At 43.3% G+C, this 17,211-nt stretch carries 11 protein-coding genes and 3 tRNA genes; 3 read left to right on the forward strand and 11 right to left on the reverse strand.

All coding sequences use genetic code 11. The features are described 5' to 3' along the window. Positions 1 to 47: 47 nt before the first annotated feature. The 3 genes from H5185_RS15875 to H5185_RS15885 all read right to left on the reverse strand — a co-directional run bounded on the left by H5185_RS15875 (position 48) and on the right by H5185_RS15885 (position 354). Positions 48 to 124, reverse strand: a tRNA-Pro gene (locus H5185_RS15875). Between the two features lie 26 nt (positions 125 to 150). Then, a tRNA-His gene (locus H5185_RS15880) sits at positions 151 to 226 on the reverse strand. Between the two features lie 51 nt (positions 227 to 277). Further along, a tRNA-Arg gene (locus H5185_RS15885) sits at positions 278 to 354 on the reverse strand. Between the two features lie 252 nt (positions 355 to 606). Between H5185_RS15885 and H5185_RS15890 the strand changes: the two genes are divergently transcribed. Further along, positions 607 to 3,231: a diguanylate cyclase domain-containing protein gene (locus tag H5185_RS15890; RefSeq protein WP_182742592.1), complete on the forward strand. Its 2,625-nt coding sequence runs from the start codon at positions 607 to 609 to the stop codon at positions 3,229 to 3,231. 23 nt (positions 3,232 to 3,254) lie between these two features. Here H5185_RS15890 and rep read toward each other — a convergent pair whose 3' ends face one another. Next, entirely contained in the window at positions 3,255 to 5,267 is a 2,013-nt protein-coding gene (rep, locus tag H5185_RS15895; protein WP_182742593.1) for a DNA helicase Rep, read from the reverse strand. Positions 5,268 to 5,410: 143 nt separating this feature from the next. Between rep and H5185_RS15900 the strand changes: the two genes are divergently transcribed. Then, entirely contained in the window at positions 5,411 to 5,659 is a 249-nt protein-coding gene (locus H5185_RS15900; RefSeq protein WP_124017536.1) for a ubiquinone biosynthesis accessory factor UbiK, read from the forward strand. Positions 5,660 to 5,736: 77 nt separating this feature from the next. Here H5185_RS15900 and H5185_RS15905 read toward each other — a convergent pair whose 3' ends face one another. The 6 genes from H5185_RS15905 to ilvC all read right to left on the reverse strand — a co-directional run bounded on the left by H5185_RS15905 (position 5,737) and on the right by ilvC (position 14,801). Next, positions 5,737 to 6,873, reverse strand: a complete 1,137-nt coding sequence (locus tag H5185_RS15905) for an alanine--glyoxylate aminotransferase family protein (RefSeq protein WP_124017535.1) — start codon at positions 6,871 to 6,873, stop codon at positions 5,737 to 5,739. Between the two features lie 424 nt (positions 6,874 to 7,297). Continuing rightward, positions 7,298 to 8,869: a threonine ammonia-lyase, biosynthetic gene (gene ilvA, locus H5185_RS15910; RefSeq protein ID WP_124017534.1), complete on the reverse strand. Its 1,572-nt coding sequence runs from the start codon at positions 8,867 to 8,869 to the stop codon at positions 7,298 to 7,300. Between the two features lies 1 nt (position 8,870). Continuing rightward, positions 8,871 to 10,730: a dihydroxy-acid dehydratase gene (ilvD, locus tag H5185_RS15915; RefSeq protein ID WP_182742594.1), complete on the reverse strand. Its 1,860-nt coding sequence runs from the start codon at positions 10,728 to 10,730 to the stop codon at positions 8,871 to 8,873. Between the two features lie 79 nt (positions 10,731 to 10,809). Further along, positions 10,810 to 11,067 (reverse strand): acetolactate synthase 2 small subunit, encoded by a 258-nt coding sequence (gene ilvM, locus H5185_RS15920; RefSeq protein WP_123778371.1) that lies wholly within the window; start codon positions 11,065 to 11,067, stop codon positions 10,810 to 10,812. Continuing rightward, positions 11,064 to 12,749 carry an acetolactate synthase 2 catalytic subunit gene (gene ilvG, locus H5185_RS15925; protein ID WP_182742595.1) on the reverse strand — a complete coding sequence of 562 codons (1,686 nt, stop codon included), beginning with the start codon at positions 12,747 to 12,749 and terminating at the stop codon, positions 11,064 to 11,066. Before ilvG ends, ilvM begins: the two co-directional genes overlap by 4 nt. 570 nt (positions 12,750 to 13,319) lie before the next feature. Then, positions 13,320 to 14,801, reverse strand: a complete 1,482-nt coding sequence (ilvC, locus tag H5185_RS15930) for a ketol-acid reductoisomerase (protein WP_124017531.1) — start codon at positions 14,799 to 14,801, stop codon at positions 13,320 to 13,322. A gap of 197 nt (positions 14,802 to 14,998) precedes the next feature. Between ilvC and ilvY the strand changes: the two genes are divergently transcribed. After that, complete coding sequence (ilvY, locus tag H5185_RS15935) at positions 14,999 to 15,871, forward strand: HTH-type transcriptional activator IlvY (RefSeq protein WP_124017530.1); 873 nt, start codon at positions 14,999 to 15,001, stop codon at positions 15,869 to 15,871. Positions 15,872 to 15,911: 40 nt separating this feature from the next. Here the strand turns inward: ilvY and H5185_RS15940 are convergent. Next, positions 15,912 to 17,211 (reverse strand): hemolysin family protein (locus tag H5185_RS15940; RefSeq protein ID WP_182742596.1); only part of this gene is annotated, 1,300 nt, incomplete at its 5' end.

Raw genomic sequence — 17,211 nt, forward strand, 5'->3', positions numbered from 1 at the left:
AACTGTGCAGTAAACCAATTAATCAAGTTAACCTGTTTACTTAAATGTGGTCGGTGATAGAGGATTCGAACCTCTGACCCTCTCGTCCCAAACGAGATGCGCTACCGGGCTGCGCTAATCACCGAAATAAATATAAAACAACAAATTGAATGGGGTGACTGATGGGGCTCGAACCCACGACAACCGGAATCACAATCCGGGACTCTACCAACTGAGCTACAATCACCACTGACTTTCAATTCTACTAACCAATACGACAGAAACTGTACTTGCCGAATGGTGCGCCCAGAAGGATTCGAACCTTCGGCCTTACCCTCCGGAGGGGTACGCTCTATCCAGCTGAGCTATGGGCGCTCGCCTTGGTTAGCGAGGCATATAATAGGGATAAAACAGCTTCACGTCTAGCCTTGATTTACTTTCTTTTGACTGACTGACTAACTTTTACGCGTTTAAGGCAACAATTAACCTGTTTTTTATCACTTACGACAATTATTAACCTTGTGTTTACATTTATTTCGCTTGGATCACATTTATATTTATGGTAATTATAATGATTGTTCAACAATATTTGTTCACAGAATTAATAGGATAACGATAAACAAGGGTATGGATACAATCATTAGCCACTCTGAAACCTTTCCTAGGATCGAGCATCTCCAAAAACGGGTCGCTCGTTTAAGGCGTTTGGCTAAAAAATATAAACGTTCTGAGATTATTCAAAACGCCTTACTCGGTATTTCCAATATTGCGACCCAGGTCACTTCACTTGATGACTTTTATCAACGAGTTCATTTACATCTACAACAGCTTATCCCTGCAGAAAACTTTTTTATTGCATCTCAAGATGCTAAAACAGGGCTAACAAGTTTACCCTTTTTTGCTGACCAACAAGATTCTCATCCAACAGAGCTTTACCCAGACCAAGAAATATCGGCATTACTCAATAGTGGTCTAACTGGGTATGTGCTTCGCAATGGTGAGCCTTTGTTATGCGACGATAATAAGTTTAATGAATTGATTGCCAGTGGCGATATTAAAAGCCTTGGCTCGCCAAGTCATCAATGGCTTGGGGTACCGATTAAAACCAAAGACGTCGTAAGTGGTGTGCTTGTGGTGCAAAGCTACAACGAAGCCAATACTTACGGTGAGTTAGAATTAGAGTTAATGGGCTTTATTTGCCATCATATTTCAGGAGTAATGGAACGACTTGAGCATCACCAACAACTTGAGCAAGCCATTGTGGAGCGCACTAAAGAGCTCAGCCAAGCGTATGAGAAGGTTAAACAAGAAGTCACTGAGCGAGTTAAAGCGGAGAAATTGCAAAAAACACTGTTTGAAATTGCCGATTTATCTGCATCCAACGTGCTTCAGCAAGATTTCTACTTACGGCTCCACGCTATTATCAGCCAGCTCATTCCTGCCAATAACTGTTTTATTTCGTTAATTGACAAAAATAATATGCTGTCGTTTCCGTTTTATGTGTCGCAAATGACGGCTGAATATCCTGCCTCTCGCCCAATGCAAGATGGATTAACCGAATATATTCTCCAACATAAATTACCGCGATTATTTTCAGCTAAAGATATCTCGACCATGGTTAGCCTAGGTGAAATTTACGCTAAATCACCAGAATTAAACAAAACCGATAGAATGCATCAATGGATAGGTATTCCGTTAATCATTAATGGTGAAGTTGCTGGGGCATTAACCATTTATAGTCTAGATGACGCCCATATTTATCAATTAAAAGATCTTGAACTGCTGACCTTTGTGTCGCAGCACATGGCTAATGCGATTGAACGTAAACTCGCTGCTGAGTCACTTAAGAATAGCCACGAGCTATTAGAAGATAAAGTTGTTCAACGGACCATGGCGCTTGCAGAACTCAACAACAATCTCCAAAAAGAGATTAATCAACGCCGGAAAATGGAAGATCAATTATTATATGATGCTCAACATGATGGCCTGACAGGGTTACCTAACCGTAGCTATTTGATGGAACGTTTATCACAAGCATTAAAGCACTTACGTCGTCATGGGCTAGATCAATTTGCATTATTATTTATCGATCTTGACCGTTTCAAGGTCATCAATGACTCTTTTGGTCACCTAGAAGGCGATCGTTTTTTAATTGAAACGTCACAACGCATAAAATCATGTATTCGCGACAACGATACTCTGGCTCGCATGGGCGGTGATGAATTTGTTATATTACTGGACTCAATTAATGCCACAGAAGATGCCGTCGAAGTCTGTGAGCGTATTTTACAAACATTATCTATGCCCTATCAGTTAGCCAAACAAGAATTCATCTCTGGTGCGAGTATAGGGGTGGCTTTTAGCGGACGTAATAAGCTAGTGACCAGTGAATCTCTTCTGCGAGATGCTGACGCCGCAATGTATCAAGCTAAAGCAAATGGTAAAGGGTGTTTCGTCATTTTTGATAACAAGCTGAGCGCGAAATCTAAATTACAACATGACTTAGAAATTGAATTTAAGCAGGCGCTCGAGCAACAGGGATTTAAGATACATTATATTGAAGTGGTCGACTTTAACACTGGTGAGATTATTGCTATTGAACCACAAGTTGAATGGCATCATCTAAAACAAGGCATTATTGATCACTCAAAAATGAAACGCTTGGCGGCACAATATCAGCTAACACTGAATTTAGATGCTTATATGTTTGGCCACTTAAATGAACATTTCCAATCAATTAAGCAACGATATGGTACCAATATTGATCTGCACTTATCGATTAGCAGTCAACATATTAAAAATAAGTTTGTGTTACGCAATCTCAAAAATACCATCAAAGGCAGTAATATCGATTTACGTAAACTGATATTATTTTTTAACGAACAAGCCTTAATGCAAGACACCGAAAATCATATCAATGGCTTCGAGCTTATCTCGCAACTGGATGTGCAAATCGGTATCGATGGCTATGGTACAGGTTACAGCTCGCTCAGTTGCTTAAGCTTCTTACCGATTAAAGCATTAAAGTTAGATGAAGACATCAGTAAGCACTTACTCAATGATAAACAGTTACAATTAGTCAAAGCTTACCAATTGACGGCGCAAACACTTAATTTCGACATGTACGCCACTACCATTGACACGCAACAACAAGTAAGACAGTTTTTAGAACTTGGTTATATGCGTGGTCAAGGGCGAGCAATCAGCAAATTATTTAACGAAAAAAAAAAGCCCCATAAGTCTTGTGCCTAATCAATAGGCCAACCTAATTAGCACTACTTTTTAAACATATCGCGTATGTTGGCAATATGGCTTTTACTGGTTTCCACACGCTGCTCTTCAGTTTGAACTGGCTTACGGTTTTCCCAGATTAAGTCATCTTGTGGTAACTCAAGTAAAAAGCGACTGGGTTCACAGCGCATCGTCTCACCAAATTGGCGGCGCTCGCGACATATCACAAACCATAATTCACGCTGCGCTCGCGTTATCCCCACATAAGCCAGACGCCGTTCTTCATCGACATTGTCTTCGTCAATACTCGACTGGTGCGGTAAAATTCTCTCTTCAACCCCCACCATAAATACAAAAGGATATTCCAGTCCTTTAGAAGCATGTAAAGTCATTAACTGTACTTGATCGCCACCTTCATCCTCGCTATTACGTTCCATCATGTCGCGCAGGGTTAATCGAGTAACCACTTCCGGTAGCGTCATCGGTTCATCTAACTCATCACCTTCGAGCATTTCGGTAACCCAACGGTATAATTCAGAAATATTTTTCATCCTCATTTCGGCCGCTTTAGCGCTGGTACTGGTTTCGTACAGATAATCTTCGTAATTAATTTTGCGGATCAGCTGTTTAATCGCTTCAACCGGCTCTCCACGAGTTGCGAGCTCACCAGTATCAACAATAAATTTGCCAAATTGATACAGCGAGTTGACTGCCGCGGGTGCAAGGTGATGATTCAATTCAACATCAAAAATCGCTTCAAATAGCGAAATATGCTTTTGATTAGCAAAATTACCCAAACGTTCCAGCGATGCAGGGCCGATACCACGTTTAGGCAAGTTAACCACCCGCAAAAAAGCATTATCATCGTCAGGATTCACCACTAAACGTAAATACCCCATGATGTCTTTAATTTCTGCTCGGGAGAAAAAGGAAGTACCACCACTGAGCTTATAAGGAATGCGGTTGGTCATGAGCGATCGTTCGAGTAAACGAGATTGATGATTACCTCGGTATAAAATGGCGTAATCACCAAATTTAGTCCGCCCAACAAACTTATGCCGAATTATCTCTGCCACCACTCGCTCAGCTTCCTGCTCTTCGTTAGCGGCTATTAATACTCTTAGTGGCTCACCATAAGCTAACTCACTAAATAACGCCTTATCGTACACGTGAGGGTTGTTGGCAATCAAAATATTGGCAGCACGGAGAATACGTTGGCTTGATCGATAGTTTTGCTCTAGCTTAATTAATTTAAGCTTAGGAAAATCAGTTCCTAGCAACACCAGATTTTGCGGTTTGGCGCCACGCCAAGAATAAATAGACTGATCGTCATCACCTACCACGGTAAAACGTGAACGCTGACCCACCAACAGTTTCACTAATTCGTATTGGCTAGTATTAGTATCTTGATACTCATCCACCAGCAAGTATTGAATTTTGGTTTGCCAGCGGGTACGCACCTCATCATTCATCCGCAACAATAAGGTTGGAATTAAGATAAGATCATCAAAATCGAGCGCATTATAGGACTTCATATGCTGAGCATATCGTTGATACAAGGTAGCAAATAATTGGCTTTGCTCATCTTTTGCCATACTGATTGCCTGCTGAGGGATCACTAATCCCCCTTTCCAGTTCGATATGGCTGATGCCAAGGACTTGATTAAATCTTTATCGTCATCGAACTCATCTTCAGTCAGCTCTTTTAATAGCGCGAAGGTATCTTGATCATCAAACAAAGAGAAACCCGCCTTAAGCCCAAGCACTTTATGCTCACGCTTAATGATTTCGAGTCCTAAGGTGTGAAAGGTAGATATCCATAATCCACGGGCTTCTTTGCGGCCCATAGACTGAGCCACACGCTCTTTCATTTCACGCGCGGCTTTATTAGTAAAGGTTACGGCGGCAATATTGCGGGCTTTGTAGCCACACTTTTCAACTAAGTAAGCAATTTTATTAATGATAACTCGTGTTTTACCACTCCCCGCGCCAGCAAGCACTAAGCATGGACCCGACACATAATGTACGGCTTCATTTTGCCCTGGATTGAGTTTCATTAATTATTACACCTTACTTAACGTTAAACGAAGGCGGATCATAGCAGAATCAACTGGTGACGGTTAACGAAAAATCACAGTTAAGGTTTGGAAAAGCGCTCACCTCGGTTACAATTAACTCAATATATCAGTAGGGGATCATAATGATTAATCCAAAGAAAATTGAAGAGCTCGCTAAACAACTTAGCGACAACTTACCTAGCGGTGTTAAGCAGTTTGCAGGGGAATTTGAAGAGCGCAGCAAGCAGCTATTACAAAACCAACTGATGAAGCTGGATGTGGTATCGCGTGAAGAGTTTGAAGTGCAGCAACATGTGTTACTGAAAACCCGTGAAAAGCTGGAAGCATTACAAGTACAAGTCAATGAATTAGAGAAAAAGTTAGCTGATTAGCGACTAAATAATCTCTGAAAAATCATAAAAAATGACGCTCTAAAGCGTCATTTTTATGATAATTCAACAATCAATGTTTATGTTAACGACTCTTCTAATGCGTGTAAGCAAAGGGCGACATTTTCACGACGAGCACTGAAGCCCATCAGGCCGATACGCCATGCTTTACCTGCTAAAGCACCTAGCCCAGCACCAATTTCTAAATTATATTCTTCCAATAAATGCTTACGCACTGCAGCGTCATCGACACCGTCTGGAATATATACTGTATTGAGTTGCGGTAAACGCGACGACTCTTCAACCACAAATTTAAAGCCTAATGTTGTTAGCCCATCACGCAGTAACAAGTGCATTTTTCGGTGTCTTGCCCAGGCATTTTCGAGCCCTTCATTGGCAAGTAAACGTAAAGATTCATGCAGAGCATATAAGGCATTCACTGGCGCAGTATGATGATAACTGCGTTTAGCACCAGCACTATTGCCCCAATAACCCATGACTAAGGTTTGATCTAAAAACCAACTTTGCACCTGGGTAGTACGGGCTTTAAGCTTGGCAACCGCTTTAGGTGAAAATGACACAGGCGATAAACCGGGGACACAGGAGAGACACTTTTGGCTGCCAGAATAAATGGCATCAATGCCCCACTCATCCACCAGCAATTCAACACCACCCAATGAGGTTACGGCATCAACAATACTGATACAGTCATGTAATTGCGCTAAGGTGCACAAGGTTTTCGCATCAGACAGTGCACCTGTTGAAGTTTCGGCATGTACAAATGCGAGAAATTTTGCATCTGGATGCGCCACGAGTGCTGCTTCAACTTTATCTGGGCATACAGGTTCGCCCCATTCATTGTCGACAACAACTGCTACACCGCCAACTCGTTCAACGTTTTGACGCATGCGCTCACCAAACACCCCATTACGACATACGATGACCTTTTCGCCTGGCTCAACTAAATTGACAAAACAGGTTTCCATACCGGCACTGCCTGGTGCTGATACCGCTAAAGTCATTTCGTTTTTAGTTTGAAAAGCATATTGAATTAAGCTTTTGAGCTCATCCATCATGCCGACAAATAATGGGTCAAGGTGACCGATAGTCGGCCTTGATTGTGCCGCAAGCACTTCGGGATACACATCAGATGGGCCTGGGCCCATTAAGATTCTGCGCGGTGGCATAAAAACTGGAATTGTTGGCACGGGTAACATCAATGTCTCCTTAAAATGAGGTCTAAAATTCATAACTCAATATGAATCTGGAAAAATTTACCCTACATATAAAGCAAAACATACCAATCAGTTGCAGCAAAATAAATCAACATTAACTTGTTGGTAATCGTTTCTACAGACCCACGAATATTTTTTCGTTTTAGGCGTACTGACAATACCACATTGAGGCACTAAATCACCTAAGAATGGTAGTTAACCTGAACTAGGGATAATAAACGCCTCTCAAACAGCCCTTTGTCTTGCTAACGGTGTTGAATCAACTTGCCATAGACCCGCTATTGACGCGCAATTCGCCTTGTTAGTAAAACAAATGACAAGTTTGATAGTGATAAACGTCTAAGCCTATGATCTTTAATATCATATCTTCGCCTCTTATCCATAGTTCAGGTCAGTTAAAAATGAATTATGATTTTGCTTTCGCACTATTTAAAAATAACTGATAAGCCGGACTGTGGGTTTCTTCTTGATAAACGAAACCGAGCTCCATTAAAAATTGCGCAAACGCGACGTCATCTTTAGCCGGTACTTCAAAACCGGTTAACACCCTACCAAAGGCTGCACCATGATTACGGTAATGAAATAAACTGATATTCCATTTGCTCTGTAAAGTGGTTAAAAACTTCAGCAATGCCCCGGGATGCTCAGGAAACTCAAAGCTAAATAAGCGCTCTTCTAATGGCTCAAGTGGGTGACCACCGACCATATAACGCACGTGTAATTTAGCGGTTTCATCTTGGGATAAGTCTTGAACTTCAAAGCCTTCAGACTCTAACTTAGCAATGATCTCACTGAGTTCTGCTTGGCCGCCAGTGAGACGAATACCCGCAAATACCACTGCAATATCACGACTGCTAAAACGGTAATTAAACTCGGTCATCACTCGTTTATCAAGTAACTCACAAAAACGTAAAAAACTGCCTGGTTTTTCAGGTATTTTAACCGCTAATACCGCCTCTTTTTGCTCAGCTAATTCACAACGTTCAGACACATAACGTAAACTATGAAAATTGACGTTAGCACCACTGAGAATAGCCGCTACTTTTTTGGGGGCATCGATAGAGTCACCCTGTTGCGCCATGTACTTTTTAAGCCCCGCAATCGACAAGGCTCCAGCGGGTTCGGCTATCGCGCGGGTATCCTCAAAAATATCTTTTACTGCGGCACAAATTTCATCAGAAGTGACGGTAACCACTTCATCAACGTATTCACGCGCTAAACGAAATGGCTCAGTACCAATCCGCTTAACCGCTACGCCGTCAGCAAACAACCCCACTTGAGCCAAAGTTACTGGTTCATCAGCTTCGAGTGCCGCCTTTAAGCAAGCAGCGTCTTCGGGTTCAACCCCAATGATCTTAACTTGCGGCATCACAGCTTTGTAATAGGCCGCAATACCGGCAATTAAACCACCACCGCCAACAGGCACAAACACGATTTCAATATCGCGTTGTTGTTGTACCATTTCTTGAGCAATAGTGCCTTGTCCGGCAATAACCGCTTCGTCATCAAATGGGGCGATATACACCCGTCCTTCTGTTGCCGAGAGGTTTTTGGCATAGTCATTGGCTTGATCAAACGCCTGCCCATGAAGGACCACATTGCCACCCAAGCGTTTCACCGCATCAATCTTAATATCTGGCGTGGTACTAGGCATTACAATTACGGCATCAATACCGCGACTGGCAGCAGACATAGCTACCCCTTGAGCGTGATTGCCCGCTGATGCGCACACCACACCTCTATCGCACTCATCTTGAGTTAACGCTGCGATACGGTTGTAGGCACCACGTATTTTAAACGAATGCACAGGCTGCATATCTTCACGCTTTAAATACACCTGACAACCAAAGCGAGCAGACAATTTATTCATGCTCGACAATGGCGTCACTTTAGCCACATCATAAACAGACGACAGCAAAATTTTCTGTAAATAATAATGCGCTAAATCTAATTGAGTTTGAGACGCCAAAGCCAACATATTACCCCTCCAGCTTAGAGCGATCGCGAACGGCACCTTTATCAGCACTGGTGGCCAATAATGCATACGCCTTAAGCGCTAATGACACATAACGTTCACGAGCAACCGGCTTCCAACCTAGCGGACCTTTGGCATCCATCGCAGTGCGACGCTGAGCAAGCTCTTTATCGCTGATATTAAGCTGAATGCTACGCTTGGGAATGTCGATGGCAATTTGATCGCCGTTCTCGATAAGTGCAATGGTGCCACCTGACGCCGCTTCTGGTGACACATGACCAATCGATAAACCTGAAGTACCACCGGAAAAACGCCCATCGGTAATTAACGCACATTTAGTGCCTAAACCACGTGATTTTAAGTAGGTTGTTGGATAGAGCATTTCTTGCATACCCGGACCACCTTTAGGGCCTTCGTAGCGAATAACCACTACATCACCTTCAACGACTTCGCCACCGAGAATACCGGCTACCGCATCGTCTTGGCTTTCATACACTCGAGCGCTACCAACAAAGGTTAAGTTAGACTCGTCTACCCCTGCGGTTTTCACAATACAACCATCAACGGCCACATTACCTGACAATACGGCTAAGCCCCCTTCTTGGCTAAAGGCAAACTCACGCGAACGAATACAGCCATTTTCACGATCATCATCAACACTGTCCCAACGACAATTTTGGCTGAATGCTTTCGTGGTGGGAATACCAGCAGGGCCGGCACTAAAAAAGCGGATTACATCTGGATCGTTAGTTTGTTTAATGTCGTACTTAGCTAAGACTGATTTTAAATCACCACCATTGTCTGCGGCCACATGCGGTACATCGTTATGGATTAAACCTGCTCTATCTAACTCGCCTAAAATCCCCATTACCCCACCAGCACGGTGAACATCTTCCATATGATATTTAGGCGTTGATGGTGCAACCTTACATAGATGAGGCACTAAGCGCGATATGCGATCAATATCCGCCATAGTAAAGTCAATTTCCGCCTCTTGCGCTGCGGCGACTAAATGCAACACAGTATTAGATGAACCTCCCATGGCAACATCGAGTACCATGGCATTTTCAAATGATTTAAATGACGCAATATTACGTGGCAAGGCAGTTTCATCGTCATGCTTGTAATAACGTTCAGCCAGCATCATCACCCGGCGACCTGCTTCTAAAAATAATTCACGACGGTCTTCATGAGTTGCAAGCATTGAGCCATTACCCGGTAAAGACAAACCTAAGGCCTCGGTCAAACAGTTCATTGAATTAGCAGTAAACATACCTGAGCACGAGCCACATGTAGGGCAAGCACTGCGTTCAATTTGCTTGCTGTCTTCATCACTGACATTAGAATCTGCACCGGCAATCATGGCATCGACTAAATCAAGTTTAATAATTTGATCAGATAACTTGGTTTTACCTGCTTCCATTGGGCCACCAGACACAAATACCACAGGGATATTTAATCGCAGCGCGGCCATTAACATGCCTGGGGTAATTTTATCGCAGTTAGAAATACACACTAATGCATCTGCACAATGAGCGTTGACCATATATTCAACACTATCTGCAATTAACTCACGAGACGGTAAGCTGTACAACATGCCGCCATGACCCATGGCGATACCATCATCGACGGCAATAGTATTGAACTCTTTGGCAATACCGCCCGCCTCTTCAATCGCGCCAGCAACCAATGAGCCCATATTCTTTAAATGTACATGACCCGGTACAAACTGGGTGAACGAATTGGCAATGGCAATAATGGGCTTACCAAAATCATTTTCTTTTACGCCAGTGGCACGCCATAGTGCGCGGGCGCCTGCCATGTTGCGGCCTTCGGTACTGGTTGCTGAACGTAATTTTGGCATTGCAAATATCCTTGTTTAATGTGGAGCGCGTTACCGATTTGATCACGGATAACGTTCTAATAATGAGTGATAAAAAAGCTTAACTGTTTGCTGCTTGATCCAGTGACACTGCTGGCAAAACTTTACAATGCATCACATCAATGAGTTTATCTAACTGGGTACTTAACAATTCAATGGCGCGTTCGGCCTCAACCCATAAGTCGACCGCCATACTGGTGTCATCGTTGATGCGCACCTGCATTTGAGTCACTTTAAATCCTCGATGGCGAGTCACACGGAGCACGCGTTCAAGTACCTCGGGGCGTTGCTGAACGGTTATTTCTAATGCATGCATCATGTTTGCTTCTCCATTTGGTCCATCATGTCACTATTACTCGCACCCGGCGGTACTAAAGGCCATACGTTAAAAATATCATCAATCGATACATGCAGCATGTAAGGACCGCTACTGTTTAACATATCATCTAATCCTTGCTCGACTTGATCCGCACGCGTAATGGTTCGGCCAGGGATATCAAATGCCGACGCCATAAGGACAAAGTTAGGGTTATCAGATAAGTCTGTTTCACTGTAACGTTCTTCAAAAAATAGCTGTTGCCATTGCTTAACCATACCCAGTTTTTGGTTATCAATCAGTAAGATTTTCACCGGTAATTTACGGCGTTTAATGGTGGTTAACTCTTGGACATTCATCATAAACGAGCCATCACCAGAGACAGTAACCACAGTCGCATCGGGGCGTGCGACTTGGGCACCAATGGCGGCAGGTAAACCAAAGCCCATAGTGCCTAACCCTGCGCTGGTTAAATGATCTTCAGGGCGGCGGAACCACATGTGCTGTGCAACCCACATTTGATGCTGGCCGACATCGCAAGCAACTACGCTGTCTTCCGGTAATTTATTGGCTAAACGACGTAACATCGCTGGCGCATAAATTAAATCACCTGGATGGTGATAATCCCATTGATGCTTTCGAGACAACTCCTCAACATCTGCTTGCCACTGACCAATATCAAGCTTATCTGCTACCGCCGCAGTTAATGCTGGCAACACTATGCTCAACTCGGCGGCAATGGCGACATCCGCCTGGCGTAACTTGCCAATTTCGGCGGCATCGATGTCTAAATGCAATACTTTGGCATTACTGGCGAAACTGGCAAGGCGGCCAGTAACCCTGTCATCAAAACGTGCACCGACAACCATCAATAAATCGCATTCTTGCACTGCAAGGTTGGCACCTTTACCACCATGCATACCCAACATGCCTAAATAACCTTTAGTCCCATGTGCAATACTGCCCAAGCCTTTTAACGTCGCTACGGATGGGATACCCGTGGTGTCGATGAACTGACGTAAATGCGCAACAGCACCCGCCATCCCCACACCACCGCCAACGTATAACATAGGTTTTTTAGCCTGCTTAATTAACTCTGCAGCTGCATCTAAATCGCTTATCTGAGGTTGTAACTCATCAGCAACGCTTTGAAGCGGTGTTCTGTATTCTAATGCCGCAAGTTGGATGTCTTTTGGGATATCAACTAATACAGGACCAGGACGTCCTTCTGCAGCGATTTCGAATGCCCGATATAAAGTCGGGATTAACTCGTTGATGTCGGTGACCATAAAGCTATGTTTGGTACATGACAACGACATACCTAATACATCGATTTCTTGAAATGCGTCAGTTCCAATAACACTAGTAGACACTTGACCGGTTATGGCAACTAATGGCACTGAGTCAAGTAAAGCATCGGCAAGTGAAGTGATGAGATTCGTGGCCCCTGGACCTGAGGTGGCAAAGCACACTCCGGTTTTACCACTGGCGCGGGCATACCCTACAGCAGCAAACGCAGCACCTTGTTCGTGACGACTAAGCAAGTGTTCTACCGGACCGCCATAAAGGGCATCGTAGATTGGCATAATCGCTCCACCAGGATAACCAAATACGGTTGTCACACCATGTGCTGCTAGTACTTTGATTACTGCATCCGCGCCGCGCATTTTCTGTCCTGCTTCCATATGTTGCTCTCTACTTCGTCAATGGTTCTGCTGCTCTACTGTGTGGTTGTTTTTCTTTAAGCCTAAAACTAAAAAACCCCCGGTCCTTTCGGAGCGGGGGTTTTTGCAATCTGTTTGACTCTTAGGTCAGTCTAGTTGCCAAACGCCACCCCCGCTGTGACTTAATAATCACTACGGTAATAATTACGAGAATGAGCATGGCTGCATGGTTTAACATGTTTTAGACTGTATCCTAAGTTTCTAGTAAATAATTTGTTTAGTTATGTTCAAATAACGTTACGGTATTACTAACAAGTACCATAAAAGATTTACTTAGCACAACTAATAAATTGTCTTTATAAAAAAAATTCAGCTTCCCTGCCGAGACAATGCAAACAACAACAAAAACTTAACCTATGAGTTCAACGACATAATCAAGTCGAACTCACTCTAACTATTTGTTTTCCCCACGCCTCAATCAGGAGGATGAAGGCGTTTCGATTGATGCCTGTCCGACAACGGAGCTGTATTTCCAGCCAAAACTCTGAACAGGTACAACATCAGTTCAATTAAACACTTGGTAATTAGTGCTTAGTTCGCTTCCACAATGCCTTTCATGTCGGTCATGTAACCGCGTAATTCTGCGCCAATGAATTCAACATCGGTATGGCGAATTTGCTCATTCACTTCAATCAAACGTTTGTTATCAACACCATTTGATGAAACATCCAGCCCTGCACCTAAATATGCCGCTGGCATGGCATTCACATAATCACGTAACATTGGCACGGCAGCATGGTTGAACAAGTAACAACCGTATTCTGCCGTATCCGAAATCACTACGTTCATTTCGTATAAACGCTTGCGTGCAATAGTGTTCGCAATCAAAGGGGTTTCATGTAACGACTCATAGTAAGCAGACTCTTCAACAATACCTGCGGCAACCATGGTATCAAATGCCAGCTCAACACCGGCTTTGATCATCGCCACTAAGAAAATACCTTTATCGAAGTAGGTTTGCTCATCAATATGTTCAGATGACACTGGCGCATTTTCAAATGCGGTTTCGTTAGTTTCCGCTCTCCAACGCAGCAAGTTAGCGTCATCATTTGCCCAGTCTGCCATCATAGTGCGAGAAAACTCACCGCTAATAATGTCATCCATGTGTTTTTCGAATAATGGCTTAAGGATAACTTTTAACTCTTCAGCCATATCAAATGCTTTGATTTTTGCTGGGTTAGATAAGCGGTCCATCATGTTGGTAATGCCGCCGTGCTTAAGTGCTTCGGTAACCGTTTCCCAACCTTGTTGAATTAACTTGCCGGCATAACCAGGTTCAACACCGTCAGCGACCATTTTCTCGTAGCCTAAAATGGCACCCGTTTGCAACATGCCACATAAAATGGTCTGCTCGCCCATTAAGTCTGACTTAACTTCAGCCACAAACGAGGACATTAAAACACCGGCACGGTCGCCACCTGTTGCACTAGCATAAGCCTTAGCAATGGCTACACCGTCACCATTAGGATCATTTTCTGGATGTACAGCAATCAAGGTCGGCACGCCAAAACCACGCTTATATTCTTCACGAACTTCTGTCGCTGGACACTTAGGTGCAACCATAACAACAGTAATGTCTGGACGAACTTGCATGCCTTCTTCAACAATATTGAAACCATGTGAATAAGATAGCGTAGAACCTTGTTTCATTAATGGCATAACCGCATTAACAACATTGGTATGTTGCTTGTCTGGTGTTAGGTTTAACACTAAATCAGCTGCAGGAATAAGCTCTTCAAAGGTGCCGACTTTAAAACCATTATCGGTCGCTTTTTGCCATGAGGCACGCTTTTCAGCGATCGCTTGCGGACGCAAGGCAAAAGAAATGTTCAGCCCTGAGTCTCGCATGTTTAAACCTTGGTTAAGGCCTTGTGCGCCACAACCTAAAATAACGATATTCCAATCTTTAATATATTGGCAACCATCACTGAATTCAGTACGGTCCATAAAGCGGCATTGTGCTAGTTGAGCTAATTGTTGACGTAAATTCAGAGAGTTAAAATAGTTAGCCATCTGATACCACCTTTAAAATTTAATAATTTGGGACTCAACATCTTATAAGTCAGCGACCTTAAGCGTTGTGATTGAAATCACTATAGCGCATGCATATGATTGCTTAAAATGATATATTCGGGACGTCACGTTGCAATTAATGCAACATGGACTGATTAACCTCATACTCAACTGAATTTGTGCTTTAAGGTACTGTTATGGATATTCGCTCACTTAAATTGTATTTACACTTGTGCGATAGCCTGCATTTTGCCAAAACTGCAGAGCAATCTCATGTCAGTCCCTCGACGTTAAGCCGTGCTTTACAGCGTTTAGAAGAAGAAGTAGGCAGTAAATTGTTCGAGCGTGACAATCGCAGTGTCACTATTACCCATGCAGGCATTGAATTTAAAGGTTTTGCGGAGCAAACTTTAGCGCAATGGACCCAACTACGCAGTCGGATTGATCCCAATCAGCAGGTGTTACGCGGTAATCTTAATCTGTATTGTTCGGTGACCGCTGCTTACAGCCATTTACCGGCACTGTTAGATCGCTTTAGACGTGAACATCCCCATGTAGACATCAATCTCAACACCGGAGATCCGGCAAATGCAGTCGGCCAAATTCAAAAGAATCGTGCTGATATTGCCATTATTGCATTGCCAGAGGTGCTCCCCAGCAGTTTGCATTTTACCCCGATTGATAAAGTACCGATTTCTGTCATTGCACCCACAATACAATGCCAAGTTCAGCAATGGGTCAATCAAGCAAAAATTGACTGGGCTAAATTACCTTATATCGTACCGGACCATGGTCCCGGCAGAAAAAGAATCGATTTATGGTTTAAGCAGATGGGGATTAAACCCAATATTTATGCTCAAGTATCCGGTCAGGAAGCAATTGTCTCTATGGTCGCACTCGGTTGTGGTGTTGGTATTAGTCCAGAAGCGGTGATCCACAATAGTCCGGTGCGAGAGCGTATCCAAACCTTATTGTCACCGGTGCCGATTCCTCCTTTTGAATTAGGCTGTTGCTGCAAAGAAAAACGCACCAATGATCCAATCATTAGTGCGTTCTTAGACATCATTTAATCGTACCGAGGCGACTTAGACTTAAGCGGATAGACGACACTTAAGGTAGTGGTGGCATCTCAATATCTAAACGAGTAACCAGTAATTGGTCCACTTTATATGAATCAATATCGACTACCTCAAACTTGTAACCCGCGTAATTGACAAAATCAGTCCGTTTAGGGATTTTGCGCAACATATACATCATAAAACCAGCAATGGTTTCGTAATTTTGATTATGCGGAAAGGCTTCAATATTAAAAGCGCGCATCACATCAGTGATAGGCGTCACACCATCGACTAACCAAGAATTGCCATCACGAGCAACAATTTGCTCCTCACTTTCGTGTAATGACCACGCCCCCATCACGGCGCTTTGTAAGTCATTAGTGGTCACAATGCCGACGACTAAAGCATACTCGTTCATGACCACCGCAAAGTCAGAACGATTATTCTTAAAATATTCCATCGACTCAGACAAAGTCAACGTATCAGGAATGATCAGACAATTATGCACTAGGGTACTGCCTTTTAAGGTGATGTTCTCGCCGTTAATCACCCTAATGAGCAACTCTTTAGCATCAACAAAACCTTTGATCATGTCCAGTTGGCCGTCACAAACAATAAACTTATTATGTGGATTCTTAGCAATTTTTTGTTTGATGACTTCTTCACTATCTTGCAGTAAGAAATACACTAAACTTTCACGCGCCGTCATTGCAGAGGTCACCGATACCGACTGCATTTCAAACACGTTCTCCATCATTTGCTGCTCACCTTTATCCATTACACCAGCTTCAGTACCTGCGGTCATCATGGCGTAAATATCATCGTGAGTAACTTGATCGTTTCGCGCTGTAGGCACTTGCAACAATTTAAAAATCGCATTGGCCAAGCCATTAAAAATCCACACGAAAGGTTTTAACACTTTAATACACAAAATAATCGGCATCACAAAAGTGACCGCGACTTGCTCAGGGATCACCATGGCAATCCGCTTCGGCATTAAATCAGCAAATAGAATGAATAAGGATGTAACTGTGATAAATGAACACACAAAACTCAGTTGTAAGCCCCATTCGTTGCCTAATAAAGGTAACAATAGTTGTTCAAAATGAGGTCTAAAAGCAGACTCTCCAACGATACCGCCCATGATCGCCACCGCATTAAGGCCGATTTGGACAACGGTAAAAAAACTACCGGGATGAGCTTGAAGTTTCAACACTTTGGCTGCACGTAAGTCGCCCTCATCAGCCATTAATTGCAGACGAATTTTACGCGACGCCGCAAGGGCAATTTCGGACATAGAGAAAAAACAACTAATGCCGATGAGGCACAAGATGATGACTAAATTATCAGAG

Origin of the sequence: Shewanella sp. SG44-6 (genome assembly GCF_014164185.1) — a bacterium.
Classification (GTDB): Bacteria; Pseudomonadota; Gammaproteobacteria; order Enterobacterales; family Shewanellaceae; genus Shewanella; species Shewanella vesiculosa.